Origin of the sequence: Flavobacterium hercynium (assembly GCF_002217285.1) — a bacterium.
Lineage (GTDB): Bacteria > Bacteroidota > Bacteroidia > Flavobacteriales > Flavobacteriaceae > Flavobacterium > Flavobacterium hercynium.
On record NZ_MUGW01000047.1, the window covers coordinates 1 to 20,101 of the forward strand.

General features: G+C 34.5%; 23 protein-coding genes. 15 read left to right on the forward strand and 8 right to left on the reverse strand.

The genetic code is table 11. The annotated features are described in order from the left end of the window. Positions 1-356 (reverse strand): helix-turn-helix domain-containing protein (locus B0A66_RS18905; protein WP_089051425.1); only part of this gene is annotated, 356 nt, incomplete at its 3' end. Positions 357-580: 224 nt separating this feature from the next. Between B0A66_RS18905 and B0A66_RS18910 the strand changes: the two genes are divergently transcribed. From B0A66_RS18910 to B0A66_RS18930, 5 genes are all read left to right on the forward strand, one after another. After that, positions 581-1,141: a hypothetical protein gene (locus B0A66_RS18910; RefSeq protein WP_089051426.1), complete on the forward strand. Its 561-nt coding sequence runs from the start codon at positions 581-583 to the stop codon at positions 1,139-1,141. Between the two features lie 151 nt (positions 1,142-1,292). Beyond that, positions 1,293-3,044, forward strand: a complete 1,752-nt coding sequence (locus B0A66_RS18915; protein WP_089051427.1) for an alkaline phosphatase D family protein — start codon at positions 1,293-1,295, stop codon at positions 3,042-3,044. Between the two features lie 203 nt (positions 3,045-3,247). Further along, the gene (locus tag B0A66_RS18920; RefSeq protein ID WP_089051428.1) at positions 3,248-4,276 is read left to right on the forward strand and encodes an aldo/keto reductase; all 1,029 of its coding nucleotides are present in this window, start codon (positions 3,248-3,250) and stop codon (positions 4,274-4,276) included. 101 nt (positions 4,277-4,377) lie between these two features. Continuing rightward, on the forward strand, positions 4,378-5,217 hold the full coding sequence (locus B0A66_RS18925) for an SDR family NAD(P)-dependent oxidoreductase (RefSeq protein WP_089051429.1): 840 nt from the start codon (positions 4,378-4,380) through the stop codon (positions 5,215-5,217). A gap of 73 nt (positions 5,218-5,290) precedes the next feature. Then, positions 5,291-6,223 carry a helix-turn-helix domain-containing protein gene (locus B0A66_RS18930; RefSeq protein ID WP_089051430.1) on the forward strand — a complete coding sequence of 311 codons (933 nt, stop codon included), beginning with the start codon at positions 5,291-5,293 and terminating at the stop codon, positions 6,221-6,223. 2 nt (positions 6,224-6,225) lie between these two features. On the opposite strand, the gene B0A66_RS18935 is transcribed toward B0A66_RS18930, so the two are convergent. Then, positions 6,226-7,359, reverse strand: a complete 1,134-nt coding sequence (locus B0A66_RS18935; protein WP_089051431.1) for a serine hydrolase domain-containing protein — start codon at positions 7,357-7,359, stop codon at positions 6,226-6,228. 258 nt (positions 7,360-7,617) lie between these two features. On the opposite strand from B0A66_RS18935, the gene B0A66_RS18940 reads away from it, so the two are divergent. Then, positions 7,618-9,630: a M13 family metallopeptidase gene (locus B0A66_RS18940; RefSeq protein ID WP_089051432.1), complete on the forward strand. Its 2,013-nt coding sequence runs from the start codon at positions 7,618-7,620 to the stop codon at positions 9,628-9,630. A 91-nt stretch (positions 9,631-9,721) separates the two neighbouring features. Beyond that, entirely contained in the window at positions 9,722-10,510 is a 789-nt protein-coding gene (locus B0A66_RS18945) for an SDR family NAD(P)-dependent oxidoreductase (protein ID WP_089051433.1), read from the forward strand. Between the two features lie 86 nt (positions 10,511-10,596). Here B0A66_RS18945 and B0A66_RS18950 read toward each other — a convergent pair whose 3' ends face one another. Continuing rightward, positions 10,597-10,956, reverse strand: coding sequence for a winged helix-turn-helix transcriptional regulator (locus tag B0A66_RS18950; protein ID WP_089051434.1), 360 nt, complete (start codon positions 10,954-10,956; stop codon positions 10,597-10,599). 114 nt (positions 10,957-11,070) lie between these two features. On the opposite strand from B0A66_RS18950, the gene B0A66_RS18955 reads away from it, so the two are divergent. From B0A66_RS18955 to B0A66_RS18975, 5 genes are all read left to right on the forward strand, one after another. Next, positions 11,071-11,943 carry an SDR family oxidoreductase gene (locus tag B0A66_RS18955; RefSeq protein ID WP_089051435.1) on the forward strand — a complete coding sequence of 291 codons (873 nt, stop codon included), beginning with the start codon at positions 11,071-11,073 and terminating at the stop codon, positions 11,941-11,943. A 427-nt stretch (positions 11,944-12,370) separates the two neighbouring features. After that, positions 12,371-13,177 (forward strand): phytanoyl-CoA dioxygenase family protein, encoded by an 807-nt coding sequence (locus tag B0A66_RS18960; RefSeq protein WP_089051436.1) that lies wholly within the window; start codon positions 12,371-12,373, stop codon positions 13,175-13,177. A 154-nt stretch (positions 13,178-13,331) separates the two neighbouring features. Then, positions 13,332-14,018, forward strand: coding sequence for a CDP-alcohol phosphatidyltransferase family protein (locus B0A66_RS18965; protein WP_089051437.1), 687 nt, complete (start codon positions 13,332-13,334; stop codon positions 14,016-14,018). A gap of 1 nt (position 14,019) precedes the next feature. Then, positions 14,020-14,451: a GtrA family protein gene (locus tag B0A66_RS18970; protein WP_089051438.1), complete on the forward strand. Its 432-nt coding sequence runs from the start codon at positions 14,020-14,022 to the stop codon at positions 14,449-14,451. Between the two features lie 18 nt (positions 14,452-14,469). Beyond that, a complete protein-coding gene (locus B0A66_RS18975; protein ID WP_089051439.1) occupies positions 14,470-15,048 on the forward strand; it encodes a DUF4833 domain-containing protein in 579 nt (192 codons plus the stop codon). 27 nt (positions 15,049-15,075) lie between these two features. Here the strand turns inward: B0A66_RS18975 and B0A66_RS18980 are convergent, their stop codons facing one another. Beyond that, on the reverse strand, positions 15,076-15,438 hold the full coding sequence (locus B0A66_RS18980) for a winged helix-turn-helix transcriptional regulator (RefSeq protein WP_089051440.1): 363 nt from the start codon (positions 15,436-15,438) through the stop codon (positions 15,076-15,078). 130 nt (positions 15,439-15,568) lie between these two features. Here B0A66_RS18980 and B0A66_RS18985 point away from each other — a divergent pair, with 130 nt between their 5' ends. After that, positions 15,569-16,009, forward strand: a complete 441-nt coding sequence (locus B0A66_RS18985; RefSeq protein WP_244283546.1) for a nuclear transport factor 2 family protein — start codon at positions 15,569-15,571, stop codon at positions 16,007-16,009. 178 nt (positions 16,010-16,187) lie between these two features. On the opposite strand, the gene B0A66_RS18990 is transcribed toward B0A66_RS18985, so the two are convergent. Then, positions 16,188-16,838, reverse strand: a complete 651-nt coding sequence (locus B0A66_RS18990; protein WP_089051442.1) for a DUF1349 domain-containing protein — start codon at positions 16,836-16,838, stop codon at positions 16,188-16,190. Positions 16,839-16,973: 135 nt separating this feature from the next. Between B0A66_RS18990 and B0A66_RS18995 the strand changes: the two genes are divergently transcribed. Further along, complete coding sequence (locus B0A66_RS18995; protein WP_089051443.1) at positions 16,974-17,741, forward strand: response regulator transcription factor; 768 nt, start codon at positions 16,974-16,976, stop codon at positions 17,739-17,741. A gap of 153 nt (positions 17,742-17,894) precedes the next feature. Here B0A66_RS18995 and B0A66_RS19000 read toward each other — a convergent pair whose 3' ends face one another. Beyond that, on the reverse strand, positions 17,895-18,266 hold the full coding sequence (locus tag B0A66_RS19000; RefSeq protein WP_089051444.1) for a SnoaL-like domain-containing protein: 372 nt from the start codon (positions 18,264-18,266) through the stop codon (positions 17,895-17,897). A 121-nt stretch (positions 18,267-18,387) separates the two neighbouring features. Between B0A66_RS19000 and B0A66_RS19005 the strand changes: the two genes are divergently transcribed. Then, positions 18,388-18,747 (forward strand): winged helix-turn-helix transcriptional regulator, encoded by a 360-nt coding sequence (locus B0A66_RS19005; protein WP_089051446.1) that lies wholly within the window; start codon positions 18,388-18,390, stop codon positions 18,745-18,747. Here B0A66_RS19005 and B0A66_RS19010 read toward each other — a convergent pair. Next, entirely contained in the window at positions 18,731-19,366 is a 636-nt protein-coding gene (locus B0A66_RS19010; protein WP_089051445.1) for a DUF1295 domain-containing protein, read from the reverse strand. The genes B0A66_RS19005 and B0A66_RS19010 overlap by 17 nt on opposite strands. Positions 19,367-19,432: 66 nt before the next feature. After that, a complete protein-coding gene (locus B0A66_RS19015; RefSeq protein ID WP_317044374.1) occupies positions 19,433-19,909 on the reverse strand; it encodes a Crp/Fnr family transcriptional regulator in 477 nt (158 codons plus the stop codon). Positions 19,910-20,101: the final 192 nt, after the last annotated feature.

Sequence of the window (20,101 nt, forward strand, 5' to 3'; positions counted from 1 at the left end):
ATACGCTCGTATAAAGCAATCTTTTCTTCATGAAGTTTTTTAAATTCGTCTAAAACGTTAATATTGAATATGGGCTTAGTGTTTCCAATGTAAGCTTCTTTTTCAATATTAAACGTATTTGCAATAACATTCACAGCTTGTTCTTCATCAAAATTCTGAAAAGCTTCTACAGGAATTTTTAATGCCTGTGAGATTTGATCTAAAAGATCCTCTTCAATTACATCTTTTTGCTCCAGCATAGAAATTTTCTTCTGATTCCATTCATTTCCCAGATCAAAAGCCAATGACTCTTGTTTTATGCCAAGCATTTCTCTGAAGCGTTTTACGTTTCTTCCCTGATGTATTTTCTGTTCCATAATCAATTCTAATTTTCTGAAGGCTCAAAGATAAAGCCATTTTGCTTAAAAATTCTGAATTTCAAAGGTAAAAAAATATCCAATAAAACAGTCGGTTTTGTGAGATATTATACCGGTTGCATTTCTATTTTATTCCAATATTTTCTCGTATTCTATTTTTCTGTAGAATTGATTATTCTTTTTGAAAAAAAGAATTTCGCTCTCGAATTTTAAACTTTCTTATTATGAAAAGGAATAAACTAGTTTTCGAAACTAGCGTTTGGTCGGGGTTGGAGACAGGAAATCTATTTAATGCAGTTGATGTTTTTTTTGATTTTGCACATCTTGATTATTACAAACAAAATCTAACTGAAGCGGTAATGTATAGTTACAAGAGAAAAGTATACAAACAAGACAATCCGTCTAATGTTTTTGTTTTTTATACTGTTTTCAGGTCTTTTCTCAAATTCTGCAATTATCTGCAAGAGAAAACCAAAAAATGGAAGGTGAAAGCGTCTTCGCGTTCTGAAACGGTATTTCATCTTTCTTCCCTGAAGAAGGAAGAATACGATAATCCTCTTCTTGTATTTCAAAAAGCATTTGAAGAGAAAACACTTGAAGAATTTGAAATCTTTTTATATCAAATCCTGCAGCTTTCCTTGTCTCCCTATGCCGATGATCCCGATTCTGACCTGACGACGCCTTATATTCATTTAATAAAAATGCTGGATGCAATAGAACTAATAAGAGAAAGGGGAGTAGAGAAAATCAAGAAAAGAGATCGGCTAGATACTGCAACGGAATAAAATATTCCTGATCCCGATTTCGTATAAATAGTAAACAAAATCGATAATTTATTATAGTAAATGGATTGTTAATATTAATGTAAGGTAATGGTAAAAATGGCGTAACTTGACTTGTAAGATTAAATTGTTTTTTTGACGTAAAAAATTTTTTATGGAAAAAAACAATGATTTAAGCAGAAGAAGGTTTCTTAGAAATTCGTTATTGGTCGCCGGAGGAGTTTTTATCGCACCGCTTATTGAAAGCTGTAGTGATGATGATAAACCGGATAACAGCGGTGCCCCGGAGGGAATGAAAAATGAAGGGTTTGAGACAGGAGTAGCCAGTTTCGACCCTACTGAAACAGGAGTGATTATCTGGACAAGGTATTCAACAGGTTCAGATGCTGAAATTACCTGGGAGCTAAGTAAGGATGCCACATTTGCTGAAATAACAAGAAAAGGGCAGGCGGGAGCATCTTCTACAAATGATTTTACGATCGCGGTAGATGTTCAGAATATTGCATCGAACACCAAATATTATTACAGATTTTATAATGCCAAAACCAAGCAGGTTACGGTTACCGGAGAAACACGCACGTTGCCGTCTAAAACAGATGTTGTAAATGATGTAAAAATGGCTGTTGTTTCGTGTTCTAATTTTCCGGCAGGACTTTTTAATGTGTATGGAGCGATTGCTTCTTCAGATGTTGATGTGGTGGTGCATCTTGGAGATTATATTTACGAATATGCGCCAGGACAGTATGGCACAAATCCTTTTACTAATCCGCTGGGCAGAGAACATAAACCAGCCAAGGAGATTACAAGTCTGAGCGATTACAGAGAACGATACAGACAATACAGAGGAGATAAAAATTTGCAGCTTTTGCATCAGAAAAAACCTTTTATCTGTGTTTGGGATGACCATGAGTTTGCTAACGATTCGTATAAATCGGGTGCAGAAAATCATCAGGCGTCTGAGGGAGATTTTCAGATGCGAAAAATGGCAGCTTTTCAGGCCTACAGCGAATACATTCCGCTTAAGACAGGAAAAGATCTTAGAATTTACAGAAGTTTTAATTTTGGCAGTATTCTTTCGCTTTATATGATGGACACGAGAGTTATTGCAAGAGATAAGCAGATGAGTTATTCCGATTATATTGATACTGGCGGAAATTTTGACCAGACGAAATTTAGAACAGATTTGTTAAGCCCCAACAGAAAATTAATTGGAAGCGAACAAATGACATGGCTGGGATCACAAATCAGTGCTGATACTGCTAAATGGAAAGTATTAGGTCAGCAGATCCTGATGACAAAAATGCTGATTCCCGCAGAGTTACTGCTACTTTTGAATCAGATTTTAGCAGAAGTAGATCATTTAGGTAGTGCACAGCCAGCAACGATGCAGGCACTTATTGGTGCAATCTCTGAACTTGTCGTTATAAAAATGAGACACAAACAAAGTGATCCTTCTTTAACGGCTCAGGAAATTGCGAGAATTACAACAACTTTGCCGTATAATCTGGATGCCTGGGATGGTTATTTTGCAGAAAGAGAACAATTGTATGCGATGCTTTCAGGGAAAGATGTTGTGGTTTTAGCGGGAGATACACACAATGCATGGATGGGGAAACTTACTGATATGCAGGGAAATTTTATAGGAACTGAAATTGCGTGCAGTTCTGTTTCGTCTCCAGGATTGGAAGTTTATCTTGGAATTTCTGCGGATCCTTCAAAAGCGATAGAATTGGCACAAGCCTTTACTGTACTGATTGATGATTTAGAATATGCAAATTTGTATAAACGAGGATATACTTATCTTAAATTTACAGCATCCGGTTCTGAAGTGGAGTGGCGATTTGTAGACAATGTTACAACTGAAAATACCAATGTTACTACAGAAAAGAAATATACCATAGCGTAGCAATTTCATTTTGTGATTATTTTTTTTAAAAAAATTAAAATTTAATATTTAAATCTAAATCGGGGCATGAGCAATCATGTTCCGATTCTTTTTTAAGAAGAAGGGCATACAGCTGTAAATAATGAAATATCGAATTGTAATTTTATAGTGATATAAACCGGGAATCGGCGGAAATTTGTATTTCAATTATTAAATACAATACTATGAAAGATAGCAATAACAATCCTAAAAGGTATCGACCTTTAACTTTATCAGGACTAGGCGGAGTTGCAGCAGGAAACGGATTTCACGAGAATCCGGATGCTAGTATTACCGCAGCTTTAGAAACAGCATGGAATAGCGGTATACGACATTTTGATACTTCACCTTGGTATGGTCTGGGACTTAGTGAGCGTCGCTTTGGACATTTTCTTCGAAATAAAAAACGGGAAGAATTTACTTTATCCACAAAAGTGGGACGTGTGCTTTCTCCGGACAAAGATTTTGAATTAAAAGACGGGTTATGGAAAGGGAAGCTTAATTTTTCATACCGTTATGATTATTCTGCTGAAGGAACAAGGAGAAGTATTGAAGACAGTCTGCAACGCTTAGGTCTTCCTTATTTGGATATCGTGTACATACATGATCTGTCACCGGATAATCAGGATATGAAAGAAGACTGGATCAAATATTTTGATGAAGCGCTTAAAGGAGCGATTCCGGAGCTAACCAAAATGCGTGAAGAAGGTATTATAAAAGCTTGGGGTTTTGGAGTAAATACGCTTGAACCAGCCTTAAAAGCAATAGAAGAAGCAGATCCTGATATTTTTCTTTCGGCAACCCAATACTCGATTATCAAGCACGAAGATGCTTTGAACAAATTGTTTCCCGCTTGTGAAAAAAGAGATATTTCTATAGTGGTGGGTGCGCCGCTAAATGCTGGATTTCTGGCAGGAGTGGAGCGATATGATTACTCAGGAACATTTCCTGAAGGTGTAATTGAGAAGCGAAACAAGCTGCTTGACATATCCAAAAAGCATGATGTTGATCTTCGTACAGCTGCTCTTCAGTTTTCTGCTGCGCCAAAAGTGGTTTCGGGTGTTATTCCAGGAGCGTGGAACCCGGATCAGGTGGCTGCAAATGCCGATTCTTTTAAAGTATCGATTCCCAAAGCATTTTGGGAGGAGCTTAAAAACGAAAAACTGATTGCTGAGAATGCTCCCGTACCTGATTTTATTTCAGAAGAAAAATAATTTTTAATCCTCGTTTCGATTACAAAATTCCCCAAAACGGCTAAAACTTTGAAGTAAGGATTGTACAACTTTGTCTCAGATAATTTTAAACAAAAAATAAGATGATAAAGACAAACGAGAACGAACCAAAAGTTTGGTTTATAACAGGCAGTTCAAGAGGTTTTGGAAGAGTATGGACAGAAGCAGCATTGGAACGTGGTGATAAAGTAGCTGCTACAGCAAGAAATGTAGAAAGCATTGCCGATTTTAAGGATAAATATGGCGACAATGTTTTGCTTCTGCCTCTTGATGTTACAAATTCTGCACAAGTTCAGGATGCTGTAAAAACGGCACATGAATATTTTGGAAAATTGGATGTGGTGATCAACAATGCAGGTTATTCATTGGTAGGAATGATCGAAGAAGCCAAAGCAGATGATATTCGAGCGATGTATGAAACCAATGTATTAGGTCCGGTTGCTGTTATTCAGGCAGTTTTGCCTATTCTGCGCGAACAAGGTTTCGGGCATATTTTGGGAACTTCAAGTAATTTAGGACATTATGTAGTGCCGCTAATTGGGTACTATTGTTCTTCTAAATGGGCATTTGAAGCCATTTACGAAAGTTTAGCAATTGAAGTGAAGCCTTTCGGTATTAATGTCACCATTATTGAACCGGGAGCTTATGCAACAGAATTTGGAAGTGAAAATTCACTTAAATTTTCTGAAAGCTCTCCTGAATATGAACCCTTACGAAATATGGTTTTTGACAATATGAGTAAGTTAGAAAGAGGAAATCCGGATGCAACCGCTCAAGCGATCTTGAAGGTAATAGACGCAAAAAATCCTCCGTTAAGAATGTTTTTGGGTAGTAACAACCTAAACGAAATTCGTCAGACGTATTCAGATCGTATCAAAGTTTGGGAAGATTGGGAGGATGTAGCAGTAGCTGCGCAAGGTTAAATACGTTAAATTAAGCAACAGATCGATTCTGTTGCTTTTTTATTTTATTAATTTGTAATACAAAAAAACGATCATGGCGAATAAAAATAATGCTTTACGTAAATTCACATCATTGGCAGAAGGTTTGAAAGCTTTTGGCGGACCGCCACCACTACATCCTTTGATTACGGTTCTTAATGGTATCGACTCATCGTTGGTTTTTCATCCTCCAACAGAAAGTCATATTTTAAGTTATTATAAGATTTCATTCCGACCTAATCTTGGCGGCTCATTGCGTTACGGTCAAACTCATTTTGACTATAATGAAGGAGGTCTTTTCTTTGCTGCTCCTAATCAGATTTTGGCTCCAAATGAAAGAGAATTAAGTGAAGCAGCTTGCAGTACAAGGGAAGTAGCCATTTTGATACATCCTGATTTTTTATTGAATTCTCCATTGGCGTTGAAAATCAAGAAGTATGAATTCTTTTCTTATGCCGTTAACGAAGCACTGCATTTATCAGAAAAAGAAAAAGAGTCTATTTTAAGTCTTATACGAAATATCGAAGAAGAATTAGGAAACAGAATTGACGAGTTAAGTGAGGATGTCGTTTTGTCTCAAATTGAATTATTGTTGAATTATGCGCAACGCTTTTACAAACGCCAGTTTATTACTCGTAAAACAATAAACAATTCTCTGCTTCAGAAATTTGAGCAGTTATTGCACGATCATTTTGATGATGAAGAAAAATCATTTCAGGGCGTACCAACAGTACAACATCTTGCTGAAAATCTCTCCATATCATCGGGATACCTCAGCGATATGCTAAGAACGCTGACCGGACAAAACGCACAACAACATATTCACGATAAACTGATTGAAAAAGCAAAAGAAAAACTTTCGAATACTAATTTATCGGTTTCTGAAATCGCGTATGAATTAGGTTTTGAGCACCTCCAGAGTTTTAGTAAATTGTTTAGAAACAAAACAAACGAAACACCGTTAAAATTTCGTGCAAAATTTAATTAAGATTAATTGCTTTGTTGCTGCTGGATTATTTTGTCGAATATTTGATTTATTGCTTCTGACATCACTTTGGGTGTATCGGTACCACTTTGATTCGTAATAATAAAACCACCCAGATCATATTTTGGAATGATATAAATAAAACATTGAGAACGTGGCACGCCACCATGATGAATGTAAAAAGTGCCCAGTTTTTTATCTTCAGTAGCGATGTTCCACAAATAACCAATACTAAATTCATTGTTGAACTTTACAATTGTTTTGTGTGATTCAGCAACAGTTTCATTGTTTTTCAACTGAAACTTAATATAGTTAACCATATCAGGCACTGTTGATTTCATAGTACCGGATGCTCCCCAAGGTAATTTTGGCATTGGGAACGTGATTGTACTATTATCGCTATGATAACCCACTGCAAGTTTTTTAGCTTCCTGATCAGAAAGATTGATTTTTGTGTGCTGCATTGCCATGTCTTTAGCCACATAATCGGTTAATAGTTTTTCATACTTGGTTTTATAGACTTTTTCTAAAATAAAAGCGATAAGCTGACTTCCGGCACTAGAATAAGAATATTTATAGCCCGGAACGGTATCAATTTTGACTTTATGAAGATCTCTTAAAAAATCTTTTTCTCCATAATTTTTATAAAGTTCATTGATTTTTGCAGGAGTATCGTGGTTGGTGAAATCCTGTAGAATTGTATTGGCTTCCAATGGAAGCATATTAGGCAATCCGCTTGTATGCGAAAGCAAATGTTTTATCAGGATAGGCTGCGTTCCAAATTTCAGATTTGAGTAATTTTCGGGTAAATACTTCTGAACTTCGTCTTCAATATTCAATTTCTTTTCAGTGACTGCTTTTGCTGCAAGCGTTCCGGCAAATGTTTTACTTACAGAACCTATTTCATAAACGGTTTCATTATCAGGGCGATTATTTTTTCCTTCTTCTAATGCTCCATAATGACCAATAAATTCTTTTCCCTGATATACTATTGCGATTGATGTAGAATGAATTAAAGGTTTTTTAATCATTTTATTTGCTGCACTATCGATAAAAGTTTTAATGTTTTTTGATTGTGAATTCTGAGCCACACAAAAGATAGAGGATAACAAAAGAAGTAAAAGGAATCTGTTTTTCATAGTGGTAAGCGGTTATATCTTTTTAGGTCGAATTTATTTGTTAAAATACTCGGTAAAAATAACAATTTAAATCAATGCACCTAGATTGAAGACGAAAAACATCTTATAATTTGTAAGAGCAGTACGCTAAAAAAACTTTAGAATTAAAAACTGAATTCGTATATTGTTCTGCTAAAATTAGCTATGCCAAGCGTAAATATTTTACAATACCTGTCTTCACACGTTTTTAAGTTCATTTTAATAGAAATTATTTAGATTATGAAAAATTCAGTAATGCTCTTCATGGTGTTCTTAGCTTTTACAGCATGCTCCAAACATGAGGGAAAAAAGAATATCGCGATCACTGGAATAGATTCCACATTGCGACCAGGTGATGATTTTTTTAAATATGTAAATGGCAAATGGTACGATTCGGTATCAATACCGGCATCTCAATCCGGAGTTGGCGCGTATATGTTTATGAATTTTCCACAACGAATGCGCTTGCAGGGAATATTAGACAGTATTTCGAAAAGCAAAAATCCGGCAGGAAGTATAGCGCAGAAGGTAGGCGATTTTTACGCATCAGGTATGGATACCGTAACCATAGACAAACGCGGTTATGAACCTATCAAACCTTTGCTTGCTAAAATTGAAGCCATTACAGATTTACCGTCTTTAATGAACCTTGTAGTTAATGAAGTAAAAGTATATAATACTTCTATTATAGGTTTGGCAGTGACACCTGATGATAAAAACAGCAGTATGAATATTGCTCAAATCTATCAAACCGGTATCGGATTGCCAGACAGGGATTATTATTTCAAATCAGATTCCTCGACGGTTGCCATACAGCAAGCGTACAAAAAATATCTTACTACCTTATTTCAGCAAACCGGCAGCAATGCGCAAGAAGCTTCAAAGAATGCCAATCTGGTTTACGATATAGACAAACAACTTGCCGCTTCGCATAAAACAAAAGTGGAACTTCGTGATGTGCAGGCAAATTATAATAAAATAGCTGTTACGGATCTTGCAAAAAGACATGCTAATATCAACTGGAATACGTTCTTAACTACTTTAGGAGCTCAAACGGATTCTATAAATGTTGGTCAGCCTGCTTATTATGATGCGCTAAATAAACTCTTAAAAACAATTCCTATTGCTAGTTGGAAAATTTATCTGAAAGCAAATTCTTTAGAAAGATATGCAGATGATTTAAGTAAACCTTTCGTAGATGCTTCGTTTGAGTATACCAAAGTGCTTTCCGGTCAGGCTGTTCAAAAATCACGTGGCGAAATAATGGCCAATGTACTTGATACTTATTTAGGCGAAGCGGTAGGGGAACTGTATGTAAAGAAATATTTTTCTGAAGATGCAAAAAAACGTATGTTGGTCTTGGTGAATAACCTGCAAAAAGCATACGGAAAAAGAATAGACAACTTAGAATGGATGAGTCCCGGCACGAAACAAAAAGCCAAGGAGAAATTGTTCGCTATGACCAAGAAAATAGGATATCCGGATAAATGGAGAGACTATAGCAAGGTACAAATAGGCAGAGATACTTATTTTGAGAATATGGTTTCTGCTGCTACAGCTGACTATCAATTTCAATTGGCAAAATTGGGTAAGAAGGTAGATAAATCAGAATGGTATACTACAACTCCAACCGTTACAGCGTACAATAACCCGACTGCAAACGAAATTGTTTTTCCTGCAGGTATTCTTCAAGCTCCATATTTTGACAACAATGCAGATGATGCACTGAACTATGGCGGTATTGGAATGGTGATCGGTCATGAAATAACGCATACTTTTGATGATCAGGGTGCTCAGTATGATAAGGATGGTAATTTAAAAGACTGGTGGACAAAAGAAGATTATGCCCAGTTTAAGTCCAGAATACAACAGGTTATTACGATGTACAATACGTATACTGTTTTAGGAGATTTACATATTAACGGTGCCATGACAGTGGGCGAAAACACGGCTGATATAGCCGGAATAGCAGTTGCTTACGACGCTTTTAAAATGACGGAACAAGGAAAAGGGGATACCAAGATTGACGGTTTTACTCCTGATCAGCGTTTTTTCATTTCTATAGCTAAAATATGGAGAGTAAAAATGAAAGACGAGTTTCTGCGTTTGTGGATTAACAATAATCCGCATTCTCCACCAAACTGGCGTGTGAATGGTCCGCTAATGAATACAACACCTTTTTACGAAGCATTTAGTGTAAAAGAAGGAGATAAAATGTTCTTGCCGAAGAAAGACAGAATTACAATTTGGTAATGCTGTGAAAGATTATAGATTAACTATTATGCAAGTTGCACAACCAACAGTTTACAATTAATCTATATATTTGATCATTCAAATTAATAAAATGAGCGAAAAAACGAAACCGTATGCCTTAATAACCGGCGCCAGTAAAGGCATTGGAAAATCGATTGCTAATGAATTGGCTAAACAAGGATATCCACTATTGCTTGTGGCAAGAAGTGAAGAGGAATTAAAAGCACTAGCTGATGCTCTTCAAACTAAATACGGTATCAATACTGCAATTTTATCGATTGATCTTTCGACAAATGACGCATCACATAAAGTAACCGACTGGATAAAAACAAATAATTATCCAGTTGGTTTTTTAATTAACAATGCTGGTTATGGGGTTTGGGGCGATTTTAGTAAGTCTCCTCTAAGCGATCAGCTTGGCATGATGCAACTTAACATGAATGTAGTAGTAGAGCTGTCACATTTATTAGTACCCATACTTTCACAACAAAAACAAGCCTACATTCTAAACATATCGAGTACTGCTGCTTATCAAGCTGTACCAACATTAGCTGTTTATTCTGCTACGAAGGCTTTTGTTTTATCGTTTACGCGTGCCTTGCGTTTCGAACTAGCTAAAACTTCCATTTCTGTAACCTGTTTTAGTCCGGGTCCGGTTGATACAGGTTTTGCTTCAAGAGCTGGTTTAGATGCGCTTAGTAAAATGGCTCAAAAGTTTAATATGCAGCCAGATGAAGTTGCAAAAATGGCGGTAAAAGCCATGTTTAACAAAAAATCAGAAGTTATTCCGGGGTTTACCAATATTATTTCGGTTTACGCCAATCGCATACTACCAAAGGGATTCATCGAAAAAATGGCAGCCGGGATTTATAAAATTTAAATTTTTTCGAAAAAAAAAAGATTGTTAAAAAGTAAATCAAATTGTAAACATTTCCGATTTACAGAAATTGACCCGATTTGAACTTACTACTTTGCAAGTACAGACTTTCTGTGTTCTAATCCCCATTCTAACATTTTGTCCAGAAAATCACCTATTGACTTGCCGGAATCAGATAATTCATACTCGACAGATACAGGAATAGTATCGTAAACAGTTCGTTTTACAATACCATTTAGCTCCAAATCTTTTAATTCTTTTGACAACATTCGTGGTGTTATTTTGGGAATGTTGCGTTGAATTTCAGTAAACCGTGTTTTATCGCAGAGTAAAGACGCAATGATAGGTAGTTTCCATTTTCCATGTATTACATTAATTGCATCATTTACTGCCAACATAAATTTAACAGGGCAGGACTTTGTTTCTTTAATAGTGTCGGCTTCTTCCATTTTTCTTGCTATTAAGTATACTTTAGTATAGCGCTATACTAAAGTATACGAGTATATTTTGTATAGCGAATATAATTAATTTTGCTATATCAAAATAATTTTAAATATAAAAATATGATTTTAATAACAGGAGCAACAGGGAATTATGGAAAGGCAACGATTGACTTTCTATTAAAAAAGGGAATTTCAGCAAACAACATTTCCGCATTAGTAAGAGATGTGACCAAAGCGGCAGATTTGAAAGCAAAAGGTATTAACTTAAAGATTGGTAATTATGATAACTACACTTCTTTATTAGAAGCATTTAAAAACGTTGACAAATTATTATTGGTTTCGGGAAATGATATTGTAAATCGTGGAAGTCAGCAGGAGAATGCAGTGAAAGCTGCAAAAGAAGCTGGAATAAAATACATAATATATACAAGTTTTGAGCGAAAAAATGAAAGCGAAACTTCGCCACTTGCCTTTTTTACAAAACCGGATATTGATACAGAAAACCAAATCAAGGCAAGTGGAATGACTTACACCATTTTAAAAAACAATTTTTATCTTGATTCATTACCTACGTTTTTTGGCGAACAAGTTTTGGAAACCGGAATATTTTTGCCGGCAGGTGAATCAAAATCCGCTTTTGCTTTACGTAATGATATGGCAGAAGCTACTGCCAATATATTGACAAGTGAAGGACACGGAAATAAAGAATATTCTTTCAGTAATACCGAAAATATATCGCTACAAGAGATTGCTCAAAATTTAAGTGAAATAGCCGGTAAACAAGTTAATTATGTGAGCCCTTCACAAGCTTTGTATGCAGAAACATTAACAGCGGCAAGCGTTCCTGCAGAATATGTTAAAATGTTTGCAGGTTTTGCTGAAGCAGTTAAGCAAGGTGAATTTACAAGCGAAAATACAGATTTAGAAAAAATTTTAGGAAGAAAACCAAAGAGTGCAAAAGAATTTTTGAAAGAACTTTATACTTCTAAATAACATATTTGAAATTGTACCTTTAGATAGCGGACAGTGTTGGGATTGTTCGCTATTTTTGTATTTGGTAATTTTACAGACGAAAAAAGGGGAGTAGGTAGCAAGGTTCAAGCTTATGTTTTTTTGCTTTTTTAAGCTATAATTATTTAACATCCAGACTAGTATGAAATTCTAATTTGATCTTCTCAATAAGTAAATCTGGATTTTTCAAAAAAAAATAAAAAAATATTCTTTTCAAATAAGAAATTATATTACATTTGCTTAAATATCTACTAATTCTATAGAGTATGTCTAATAATAGAAAAAATAGCTTTAATTTTCCTCAAGGTCGAATGCACACAAACATACTAATGTACTGTTGTTGCTGTTGTCGCAACCTTTTTGATAAAATTAAAAACGTTATTCTTTCATTTATTAAATCTATATTATCATGGTATCTACTTATAAAACCTTTACCCTTACTGAGCAATTAACTAATGAGCAAATAAACTTCTTTAACGAACATGGTTTTATCCATTTCAAAAAATTCATAAATCCCGAAACGGTTTCCTCAATCATTGATGCCTCCAAACAAGTGCAGCAAAAATGGGTTGACAACGACGTTGAAAAAGTAAACGGCGTTCCCATTAAATACGGAAAAGATTTAGATGGTTCTCCTATCGTACAACGTTTTGCTTTTATCAATCAACATCATCAAACCTTAAGTGGTCTTTTACTTGATCCAAGATTTAATAGTCTGTTACAATTGGCAGGCGAGGGCGCAAGATTAGGAACTGAAGAAAAAGACGGAATGGTTTTCAATCATTACATCAATGGACCGGAAAGTAAGTTCACTAAAATGGGCTGGCATACAGATGGTTTGAGAGACATCTTTTATGGTGCAAAATTAAACCCAATGCTAAATGTGGGTATCCACTTAAGCACTTTAAAACCTGAAAATGGTGGTCTTAAAATCATTCCGGGTACACACAAACAAAGTATTTATCAAATGCTTTTCCGCAAAAAATACTTTTTAGATAACAAACCTGATCCACAGGAAGTTTCTATCACTCCGGAAGCAGGAGATTTAACCATTCACGATGGTCGTTTATGGCATAGAGTGGCAGAATCATCTATCCGTGGCGAAGAGAGTAGAAGAAGGGTTATTTATATTCCGATTATAGCAGGAAAGTATGCACCAAAAAACGAAAACAGTCCAACGGTTTTCTATCAACGTTTTGCGGGTATCGTTAAATAATTATGCTGATTATTATCGCATTTAGTTATCTGGTTAGATCAGGTAAGCTAAAAAGTACCACAGATTTTTTAAAAAACACACGTAGAAAAGCAAAACTAAAAATTGTAAAAGTAGAATTGGCAATAGTATCGGGCTTACAAATATTGAGCTAGTAATGGGAAAAGAAATACAGATTGAAGAATATAGCACCGTTGTACAAAGAACATTTTCAGACCGAAAGCGCACTAATATTTTAAAAAGTGCAGAACAGTCTACGATTGTGTTTTTGCTTCCAAAGGTGCCTAAATTCATTTCGCCAAACGTACTTACTTTAATTGGTACACTTGGTTCTGGATTAATTTTTTTAGCTTTTGTTTTAGGCACTTATAGAACAACTTGGTATCTGGTTTTGGGTATTATCGGTTTGGCTGTAAATTGGCTCGGCGATTCCTTAGACGGAAGATTGGCTTATTACAGAAATATTCCACGCCGTTGGTATGGTTTTGCACTCGACATTATTGCCGATTGGATTGGCATTGTACTTATAGGCTTTGGCTACTATATTTATGCTAAAAATGGCACACAAATAGTAGCCTTTGCTTTTGTCGCATTGTACGGTTGGTCTATCATCATCAGTCAGTTGCGCTACAAAATTACAAATGAATACACTATAGATTCCGGCTTTGTTGGCCCAACAGAACTTAGATTTATTATTGCTGCCATTTTAATTGCAGAAGTTTTATTTCCCGGATCAATTGCTTATTTGACTATTTTAATCACTATTATGTTGTTTATAATCAATATTATAGATAGCTTTAAACTTTTAAAGTTAGCCGATTCAAAAGATAAAAGCCAAAACTGATATGTTCAGTAAAAAAGTCATTTTAACCTTTCTACAAGCACAAGTTGCGGCATTTTTAGGTGGCATTACCGATTATGGTTTAATGATTTTACTGACTGAAGTTTTCAAATTGCATTTTACCTTTTCTATTTTAATCTCTGGAACTGTTGGTGCCATTATCAATTTCAGTATCAACAGGTTTTGGGTATTCAAAAATCAATGTGGTTATAATAGCCGCATCAATAGTCAGCTTTTTAAATTTGCGTTGGTTGTCTTGGGAAGCATTTCCTTAAAATCATTTGGTACACTTGTTTTGCAAAGCGTTTTTCAAATCGATTATAGAATCGGAAGATTAATCACAGATAGTTTTGTTTCTTATGGATTTAATTATCCACTCATTAAATATTGGGTTTTTAAAGTAAACGAAAAACAGAATGTAATCGAATCAAATTAGTATAATACTATTTCGTTTATGAATAAATTAGCATTAAAATATTTTTCAAAATCATTCGTCGTGATCACGATCTTAGTAAATCTGATTTCTGAAAATATAGCGGCACAAGCCAAAAATCCATCGCCATTGCATTTTCCAACGCCCAAGAATATAGACAATATGTTGTTTTATATTCAGCGTGATCCCAATACAAACACGGCTATTTATGCCCTAAACTACGAGGAAGACGGGAAAATAAACAAAAGCAATCCTATAAAAGCCTATTGGATTCGATATGCTGAGAAAGGAGAGGAGAAAGACTTTACTTATATACAACGCAAATTTGGGTACGGAATAGAAAGCAAATCTTTAAATAATGACGAATTTCAGCTTCAGTTTGTATCGTATAAAAAGTTACCCTTAACCTTGAAAAAGATCGATTCCGATCAAAAATATCATGTATTTGTAAGCGTCAATCAGAAAAAAATTCAGGTTGAAAAAATATTTGTGCGTATCGAAGGTGGTACTTTTTGGCTGCCCAATGTAAAATATGCCGAAGTTACCGGAATTGAGACTTCTTCCAATAAAATAATTACGGAGAGAATGTTGTTGAAATAGGATCTCTGTTTAGCGTTGCAGGTTGCTTTATTTAGAATTTAAATATTTGTGACGTTTTCCCCATTGCTCCATTTGCACAATTATAGGTCTTAATTCATATCCAATTTCAGTTAATTCATATTCTACTTTTGGAGGGAATTCAGCATATACTTTTCTCGTTATGATATTATCTTGTTCCAATTTGCGTAATTGAAGCGTCAGCATACGTTCCGTTATATTGGGTATCACTTTGTTTAATTCGCTGAAACGCATTTTTCCCTGTAATAACCAAGAACAAATTACAAGTGACCATTGACCACCAATTATATTTGCCGCATATACTTCTGAGCATTCCTCTTCTAAGACTTTCTTATTTTCAAAATTGGTGCTTGTAATCTTAATTTTTGACATAACTTACATTTTTGATAGTACCTTACAATTGGTTGTCAATAGATCTAGTATGACTTTTATGGTATAGATTTGTAAAACAATTCTATTTTAAAATAATTTAAAGTTCAAAAATAGATCAAAAATGATAACTATGAAAAAAGCTTTTACAAGTATTTTATTATTTATGACAGTGCTTACTATTTATTCTCAAAATGAAAATCAAAAATTAAAAAAGTCAATGAAAATGAAGAACACCACCACGTTAATTAATGCAAACGAGCATGTAAAAAAAGGAGATTATGAAGCATATCTATCCTATCTTACAGAAGATACCAAATGGGTTTTTATAGGCGAGAGAACTCTTTTAGGAAAAGAAGCAGTAAGGCAATATATCAAAGAATTCTACTTGGCACCACCAATATTTGATATGGAACAAGCGATAGAAGAAGGCGACTTTGTAACTGCAACAGGTAACATTTCTTTAAAAAATAAGAATGGAGAATACGATCATTATACTTATTGTGATATTTGGCGATTTGATAATGGTAAACTAGCTGAATTAAAGGCATTCGTTATTGAGAAAAAAGAATGATATAAGTAAAACCTGCGTGTTTACGTCTGTTACTTTATAAATAGAAAACAGTTTCACAAGTTATGCTGTGATACAAATAAGACTAAAAATATAAAACTGCTGAACCTATTAGATGCAGCAGTTTTATCAGAGAGAATTCAGAACTAAAATCCCTTTTTATTATTCCAGAGAAACATATTTATTGGTTATTCTTCAACCACTCTAAACGTCTTTGGTCAGGAAGATGCGTGATTTTAAAATCTTCAAAAGTAGCTGTAAAACCTTTTCCGTCTGGACTTGCCGCCATCATACCCACTTGTACCGTTTTAAATTCAGGAAAATAAACCGTATTCGTCATCGTATAAGTAACTCCGTCGATAGAATAAAAAATTTCTACCGCATCTAATCGGCGTACTGCTTTCATCCAAACATTTTTAGGCTTTTCTTTTAGACCCAGTACGCTCCATGAACTTTTATCAATCGTATGCACAGTACTTATATTATAAATCCCATCTACATATTCAACACCGGTTTTAATATAATTATTTTCATCGATTCTTAGCATTAGGCAAACCTGGTCGAATCTGGTTTTATATACGCCGCTCATTTTTACTACGACTTCAAATTCGCCGCTTCTTTCCGTATATAAAAAGGGTCCGTCGTAAACGGTAAATCCGTAATGGCTTTTGTTCCAATAATCAGATTGAGGTGTAACTTGCATAGTAAGTTTGTTGTCTTTTATTTCCCATTCTGTTGGTTCATTGAGCCAGTTCATGGTATTTAGTTTTTGTGCATTTGCTTTTACAGCGATAATACAGATAGAGATTAAAATTAAGTGAATTCTCTTCATGATTTCTTAAATTTGAATTTTAATAATAGTTTACAAAGGATATAATTTGATCTATTTGCAGCAATAGTCATATATAACCATTTTCAGAAACTAATTTTAATCTCTATTATCTCATTATAGTAACGTATCAATTTTATGGATCCTTTATCGAACTTAGAAGACAAATTCTCTTTCGAATCAATTGACAGCTCAGAAAAGCGTAAAGAAGCATTAAATGAAGCGATTCAAATGATGGAATCCTATGTGAAATTAGATAATTCGGTCGCTGTTTTATCTGATTTGGCGAGTAATAAAAGTTACATTTTTACAGGCAATTTTGGTGTGTTTTTTAATATGCATTCCCCGGAATATACAACAATTGATTCTATTTGGGAGGATGAAATTTACCAGCGCATTCACCCTGACGATCTTTTTCAAAGACATCTTTTGGAATTAGAATTTTTTAATTTTTTAAAGATAGTATCGCCTGAGGAAAGATTAAACTATGCCACAAAATGCAGAATTAGAACGCTAAATACTAAAAAAGAATACCAGTATATTTTGCATCGTAGTTTTTATCTGAAAAACAGTTCAGAAGGAGGGTTGTGGCTTGCCGTTTGTCTTTACAATTATTTATTTGAAAAATCAGGTGCTGTATTGGGCATAGATGGTAAAATCATTAATACCAAAACGGGAGAAATTTTTCAGATTGACACTTATGAAAATTGTATTAATCTTTTGACCTCGCGCGAAAAAGAAGTTTTAATATTAATAGGTAAAGGGGTGATTAGTAAAGAAATTGCTGCGAAATTAAATATCAGCCTCAATACTGTTAACAGGCACAGACAAAATATTCTGGAAAAACTAAATGTAACTAATTCTATTGAGGCAGTACGAACAGCAGAAGCTTTAAATTTGTTATAAAACCGGCATTATTAAATAAGGCACAAATTTGTCCAAACTTTTCAATACCAGAAGTTATGGCTTCATTACTATTTAAGTAAAGTATAATTGTGTCAAACGGAACAAAAGATCAGTTCTTTTGTCCCGAATAAAGCTTATTGAGAAGATCAATAATTAATAAAAAAATTGTTCAAAAACGATTTTGCCTTCCTGTACTTTATATACACAAATTTCATCCATTGTGAATCTGTCCCTCCCTTTAAATGTCATATCAGCTGACCATGACACTGTAAAGTAATCGCCTCCGATCACTGGGTCTGATATAACACGTCCATGAACCTTTTCAACCAAAGATTCAAATAATTCTGATTTTTTTAAAATTTCCGGCAGTCCTTCGACAGTTTTTGGCAGCAGGAAATTATTGGCTTCAACACTTACGCAGTTATCGGCATACAATTGGGTTTGTGCTTCATAAAATTTATCTTGACGAACCAGTTCTATAAATCTGGCTGCAACATCTTTTGTTGTTAAAATTGTTTCTTTCATTTTAAATGGATATTTATTACTGTTATTTCAGATGGCAAAGTTAGGGTAAGAAGCTTACCATATGATAGTAGTTTCCCAAAGGAAAGCGCTTACTTTTAGGAAAGTTCATTACCTTTCGGACATGAAAATAACGGACGAAAAAATAGTACAAGACCCAGCAGACTGTGCCCAATCACTCAGAAATGTGATCGATGCGATGTTTGTTCTTAACGGAAAATGGAAACTGGCATTAATTCTTTGTATCTCTCAATCCTCAAAGCGTTTTTCTGAAATACAAAGCGAGGTTCCTATATCACCTAAGGTTTTAGCAAATGAACTAAAGCATTTAGAATTAAATAACTTTATAAAACGTAATGTTTTTCCAACAACCCCCGTCACTATTATTTATGAAGCAACGGAGTACTGCCAGACTTTAAAAAATGTAATTTGTGAATTGGATCAGTGGGGGGAGAAGCATAGAAAAGTTATAACCGGGAAGTAAAGTCAATCTTGGGAAATAGCATTCCGGTTTTGTTTTTATAAGTGGAAAAATTGGCATGACGAGACATAGAGCGATCTTTTTTATGCATATTTCTAAAAAAATAAACAACCCAAAGACTTAGTATTAAAAAAGGAAGCCAATGCCAGGATAATAATGCATAGGAAGCATAAATTAAAATTTCGCCTAAATAATTTGGATTTCTTGTGCGGGCAAAAAGTCCGTCGTCTATAATACCTTTTTGCAGGCGCAATGTATAATGCTTTTGAGCATCACTGATATAATGCATAAAAATTCCTAAAGTATAAAGAGAAGGTGCGGCTGCAAAGGCCCAGTTAGGTAGTATGATGTGCTTTGAGATTAAAAGGAAAGGAGCAATGTAATAGGCTGCAAGTGGTAAGAAAGGAGTAAGAAACCCAATCCACACCGGGATTTTTTGTTCAAATCTTTTGTCAGGATATAGTTCTTGTTTTAAAAGCCATAGCAGAGAATAGGTTCCGTGCAATCCTAAATAAAGAAATGCAGAAGCACTCCAATTGTTATAGTACCACATAAGGAAAAGGACAATAGGGCTTACCAATATTTTATGCGTATTGATAATAAAATTAATGCTTAGTTTCATTGTTTCTATCTTTTTATATTTGAAGCAAAATTGCAAAAGATAGCTGCACTGAACAATGAACCCAGGTTAAGTAATTCGTTTTCTGATTCGGCTTAATGCCTGCGGTGTAATACCTATATAAGAAGCAATATATTTTAATGGAATGTATTTAAATAACTCCGGCTTTTGCGAAAATAATGCGAGATAACGTTCTTCTGCAGAATTAGTAAGAAAGGAAATTTCTCTTCGGGCCTTTTGTAAATAAAGTGATTCTCCTGCGAGTCTTCCGATAAAATTACCTTCTTTGGAGATTTCATATATGTTTTGAAGATTATCATAAGAAATCTGCCATACCGTTGTATCAACTAAAGCCTGGATAGAATAAGTACAAGGCATTTGAGTAAGAAAAGAATCATAAGCACTGATGAAATTACCTTCAAAAGCAAAGCCAAATGTAAGATCCTCAGATTCTCTTGGAATGTAAAGTCTGAAAATGCCTTTATCAATAAATGATAAGTATTTTTCGGTTTTTCCTGCTTCTATAAGTAATTTTTTTTTCTTCAAGTTTAGAAGAGAATAATTGCCAGTAATCATCGGTTAATTGAAGTTTTGTTTGAAAATATACTTTTAATTGTTCCATCTGCTTCTAATTATTGAGAAATAAGTTAGTTATTTGCCGGATAAATTTAATAAACGTTAAGGGAAATAAAAGAATAAAAGTAATTTATTAACGAAATGATGGGCTAGTATAAATTA

What these genes read in the sequence shown, in the direction of transcription:
- B0A66_RS18910 (WP_089051426.1), top strand. Translation starts at nt 581, where the DNA reads ATGAAAAGGAATAAACTAGTTTTCGAAACTAGCGTTTGGTCGGGGTTG.
- B0A66_RS18915 (WP_089051427.1), top strand. Translation starts at nt 1,293, where the DNA reads ATGGAAAAAAACAATGATTTAAGCAGAAGAAGGTTTCTTAGAAATTCG.
- B0A66_RS18920 (WP_089051428.1), top strand. Translation starts at nt 3,248, where the DNA reads ATGAAAGATAGCAATAACAATCCTAAAAGGTATCGACCTTTAACTTTA.
- B0A66_RS18925 (WP_089051429.1), top strand. Translation starts at nt 4,378, where the DNA reads ATGATAAAGACAAACGAGAACGAACCAAAAGTTTGGTTTATAACAGGC.
- B0A66_RS18930 (WP_089051430.1), top strand. Translation starts at nt 5,291, where the DNA reads ATGGCGAATAAAAATAATGCTTTACGTAAATTCACATCATTGGCAGAA.
- B0A66_RS18935 (WP_089051431.1), bottom strand. Translation starts at nt 7,359, where the DNA reads ATGAAAAACAGATTCCTTTTACTTCTTTTGTTATCCTCTATCTTTTGT.
- B0A66_RS18940 (WP_089051432.1), top strand. Translation starts at nt 7,618, where the DNA reads ATGAAAAATTCAGTAATGCTCTTCATGGTGTTCTTAGCTTTTACAGCA.
- B0A66_RS18945 (WP_089051433.1), top strand. Translation starts at nt 9,722, where the DNA reads ATGAGCGAAAAAACGAAACCGTATGCCTTAATAACCGGCGCCAGTAAA.
- B0A66_RS18950 (WP_089051434.1), bottom strand. Translation starts at nt 10,956, where the DNA reads ATGGAAGAAGCCGACACTATTAAAGAAACAAAGTCCTGCCCTGTTAAA.
- B0A66_RS18955 (WP_089051435.1), top strand. Translation starts at nt 11,071, where the DNA reads ATGATTTTAATAACAGGAGCAACAGGGAATTATGGAAAGGCAACGATT.
- B0A66_RS18960 (WP_089051436.1), top strand. Translation starts at nt 12,371, where the DNA reads ATGGTATCTACTTATAAAACCTTTACCCTTACTGAGCAATTAACTAAT.
- B0A66_RS18965 (WP_089051437.1), top strand. Translation starts at nt 13,332, where the DNA reads ATGGGAAAAGAAATACAGATTGAAGAATATAGCACCGTTGTACAAAGA.
- B0A66_RS18970 (WP_089051438.1), top strand. Translation starts at nt 14,020, where the DNA reads ATGTTCAGTAAAAAAGTCATTTTAACCTTTCTACAAGCACAAGTTGCG.
- B0A66_RS18975 (WP_089051439.1), top strand. Translation starts at nt 14,470, where the DNA reads ATGAATAAATTAGCATTAAAATATTTTTCAAAATCATTCGTCGTGATC.
- B0A66_RS18980 (WP_089051440.1), bottom strand. Translation starts at nt 15,438, where the DNA reads ATGTCAAAAATTAAGATTACAAGCACCAATTTTGAAAATAAGAAAGTC.
- B0A66_RS18985 (WP_244283546.1), top strand. Translation starts at nt 15,569, where the DNA reads ATGAAAAAAGCTTTTACAAGTATTTTATTATTTATGACAGTGCTTACT.
- B0A66_RS18990 (WP_089051442.1), bottom strand. Translation starts at nt 16,838, where the DNA reads ATGAAGAGAATTCACTTAATTTTAATCTCTATCTGTATTATCGCTGTA.
- B0A66_RS18995 (WP_089051443.1), top strand. Translation starts at nt 16,974, where the DNA reads ATGGATCCTTTATCGAACTTAGAAGACAAATTCTCTTTCGAATCAATT.
- B0A66_RS19000 (WP_089051444.1), bottom strand. Translation starts at nt 18,266, where the DNA reads ATGAAAGAAACAATTTTAACAACAAAAGATGTTGCAGCCAGATTTATA.
- B0A66_RS19005 (WP_089051446.1), top strand. Translation starts at nt 18,388, where the DNA reads ATGAAAATAACGGACGAAAAAATAGTACAAGACCCAGCAGACTGTGCC.
- B0A66_RS19010 (WP_089051445.1), bottom strand. Translation starts at nt 19,366, where the DNA reads ATGAAACTAAGCATTAATTTTATTATCAATACGCATAAAATATTGGTA.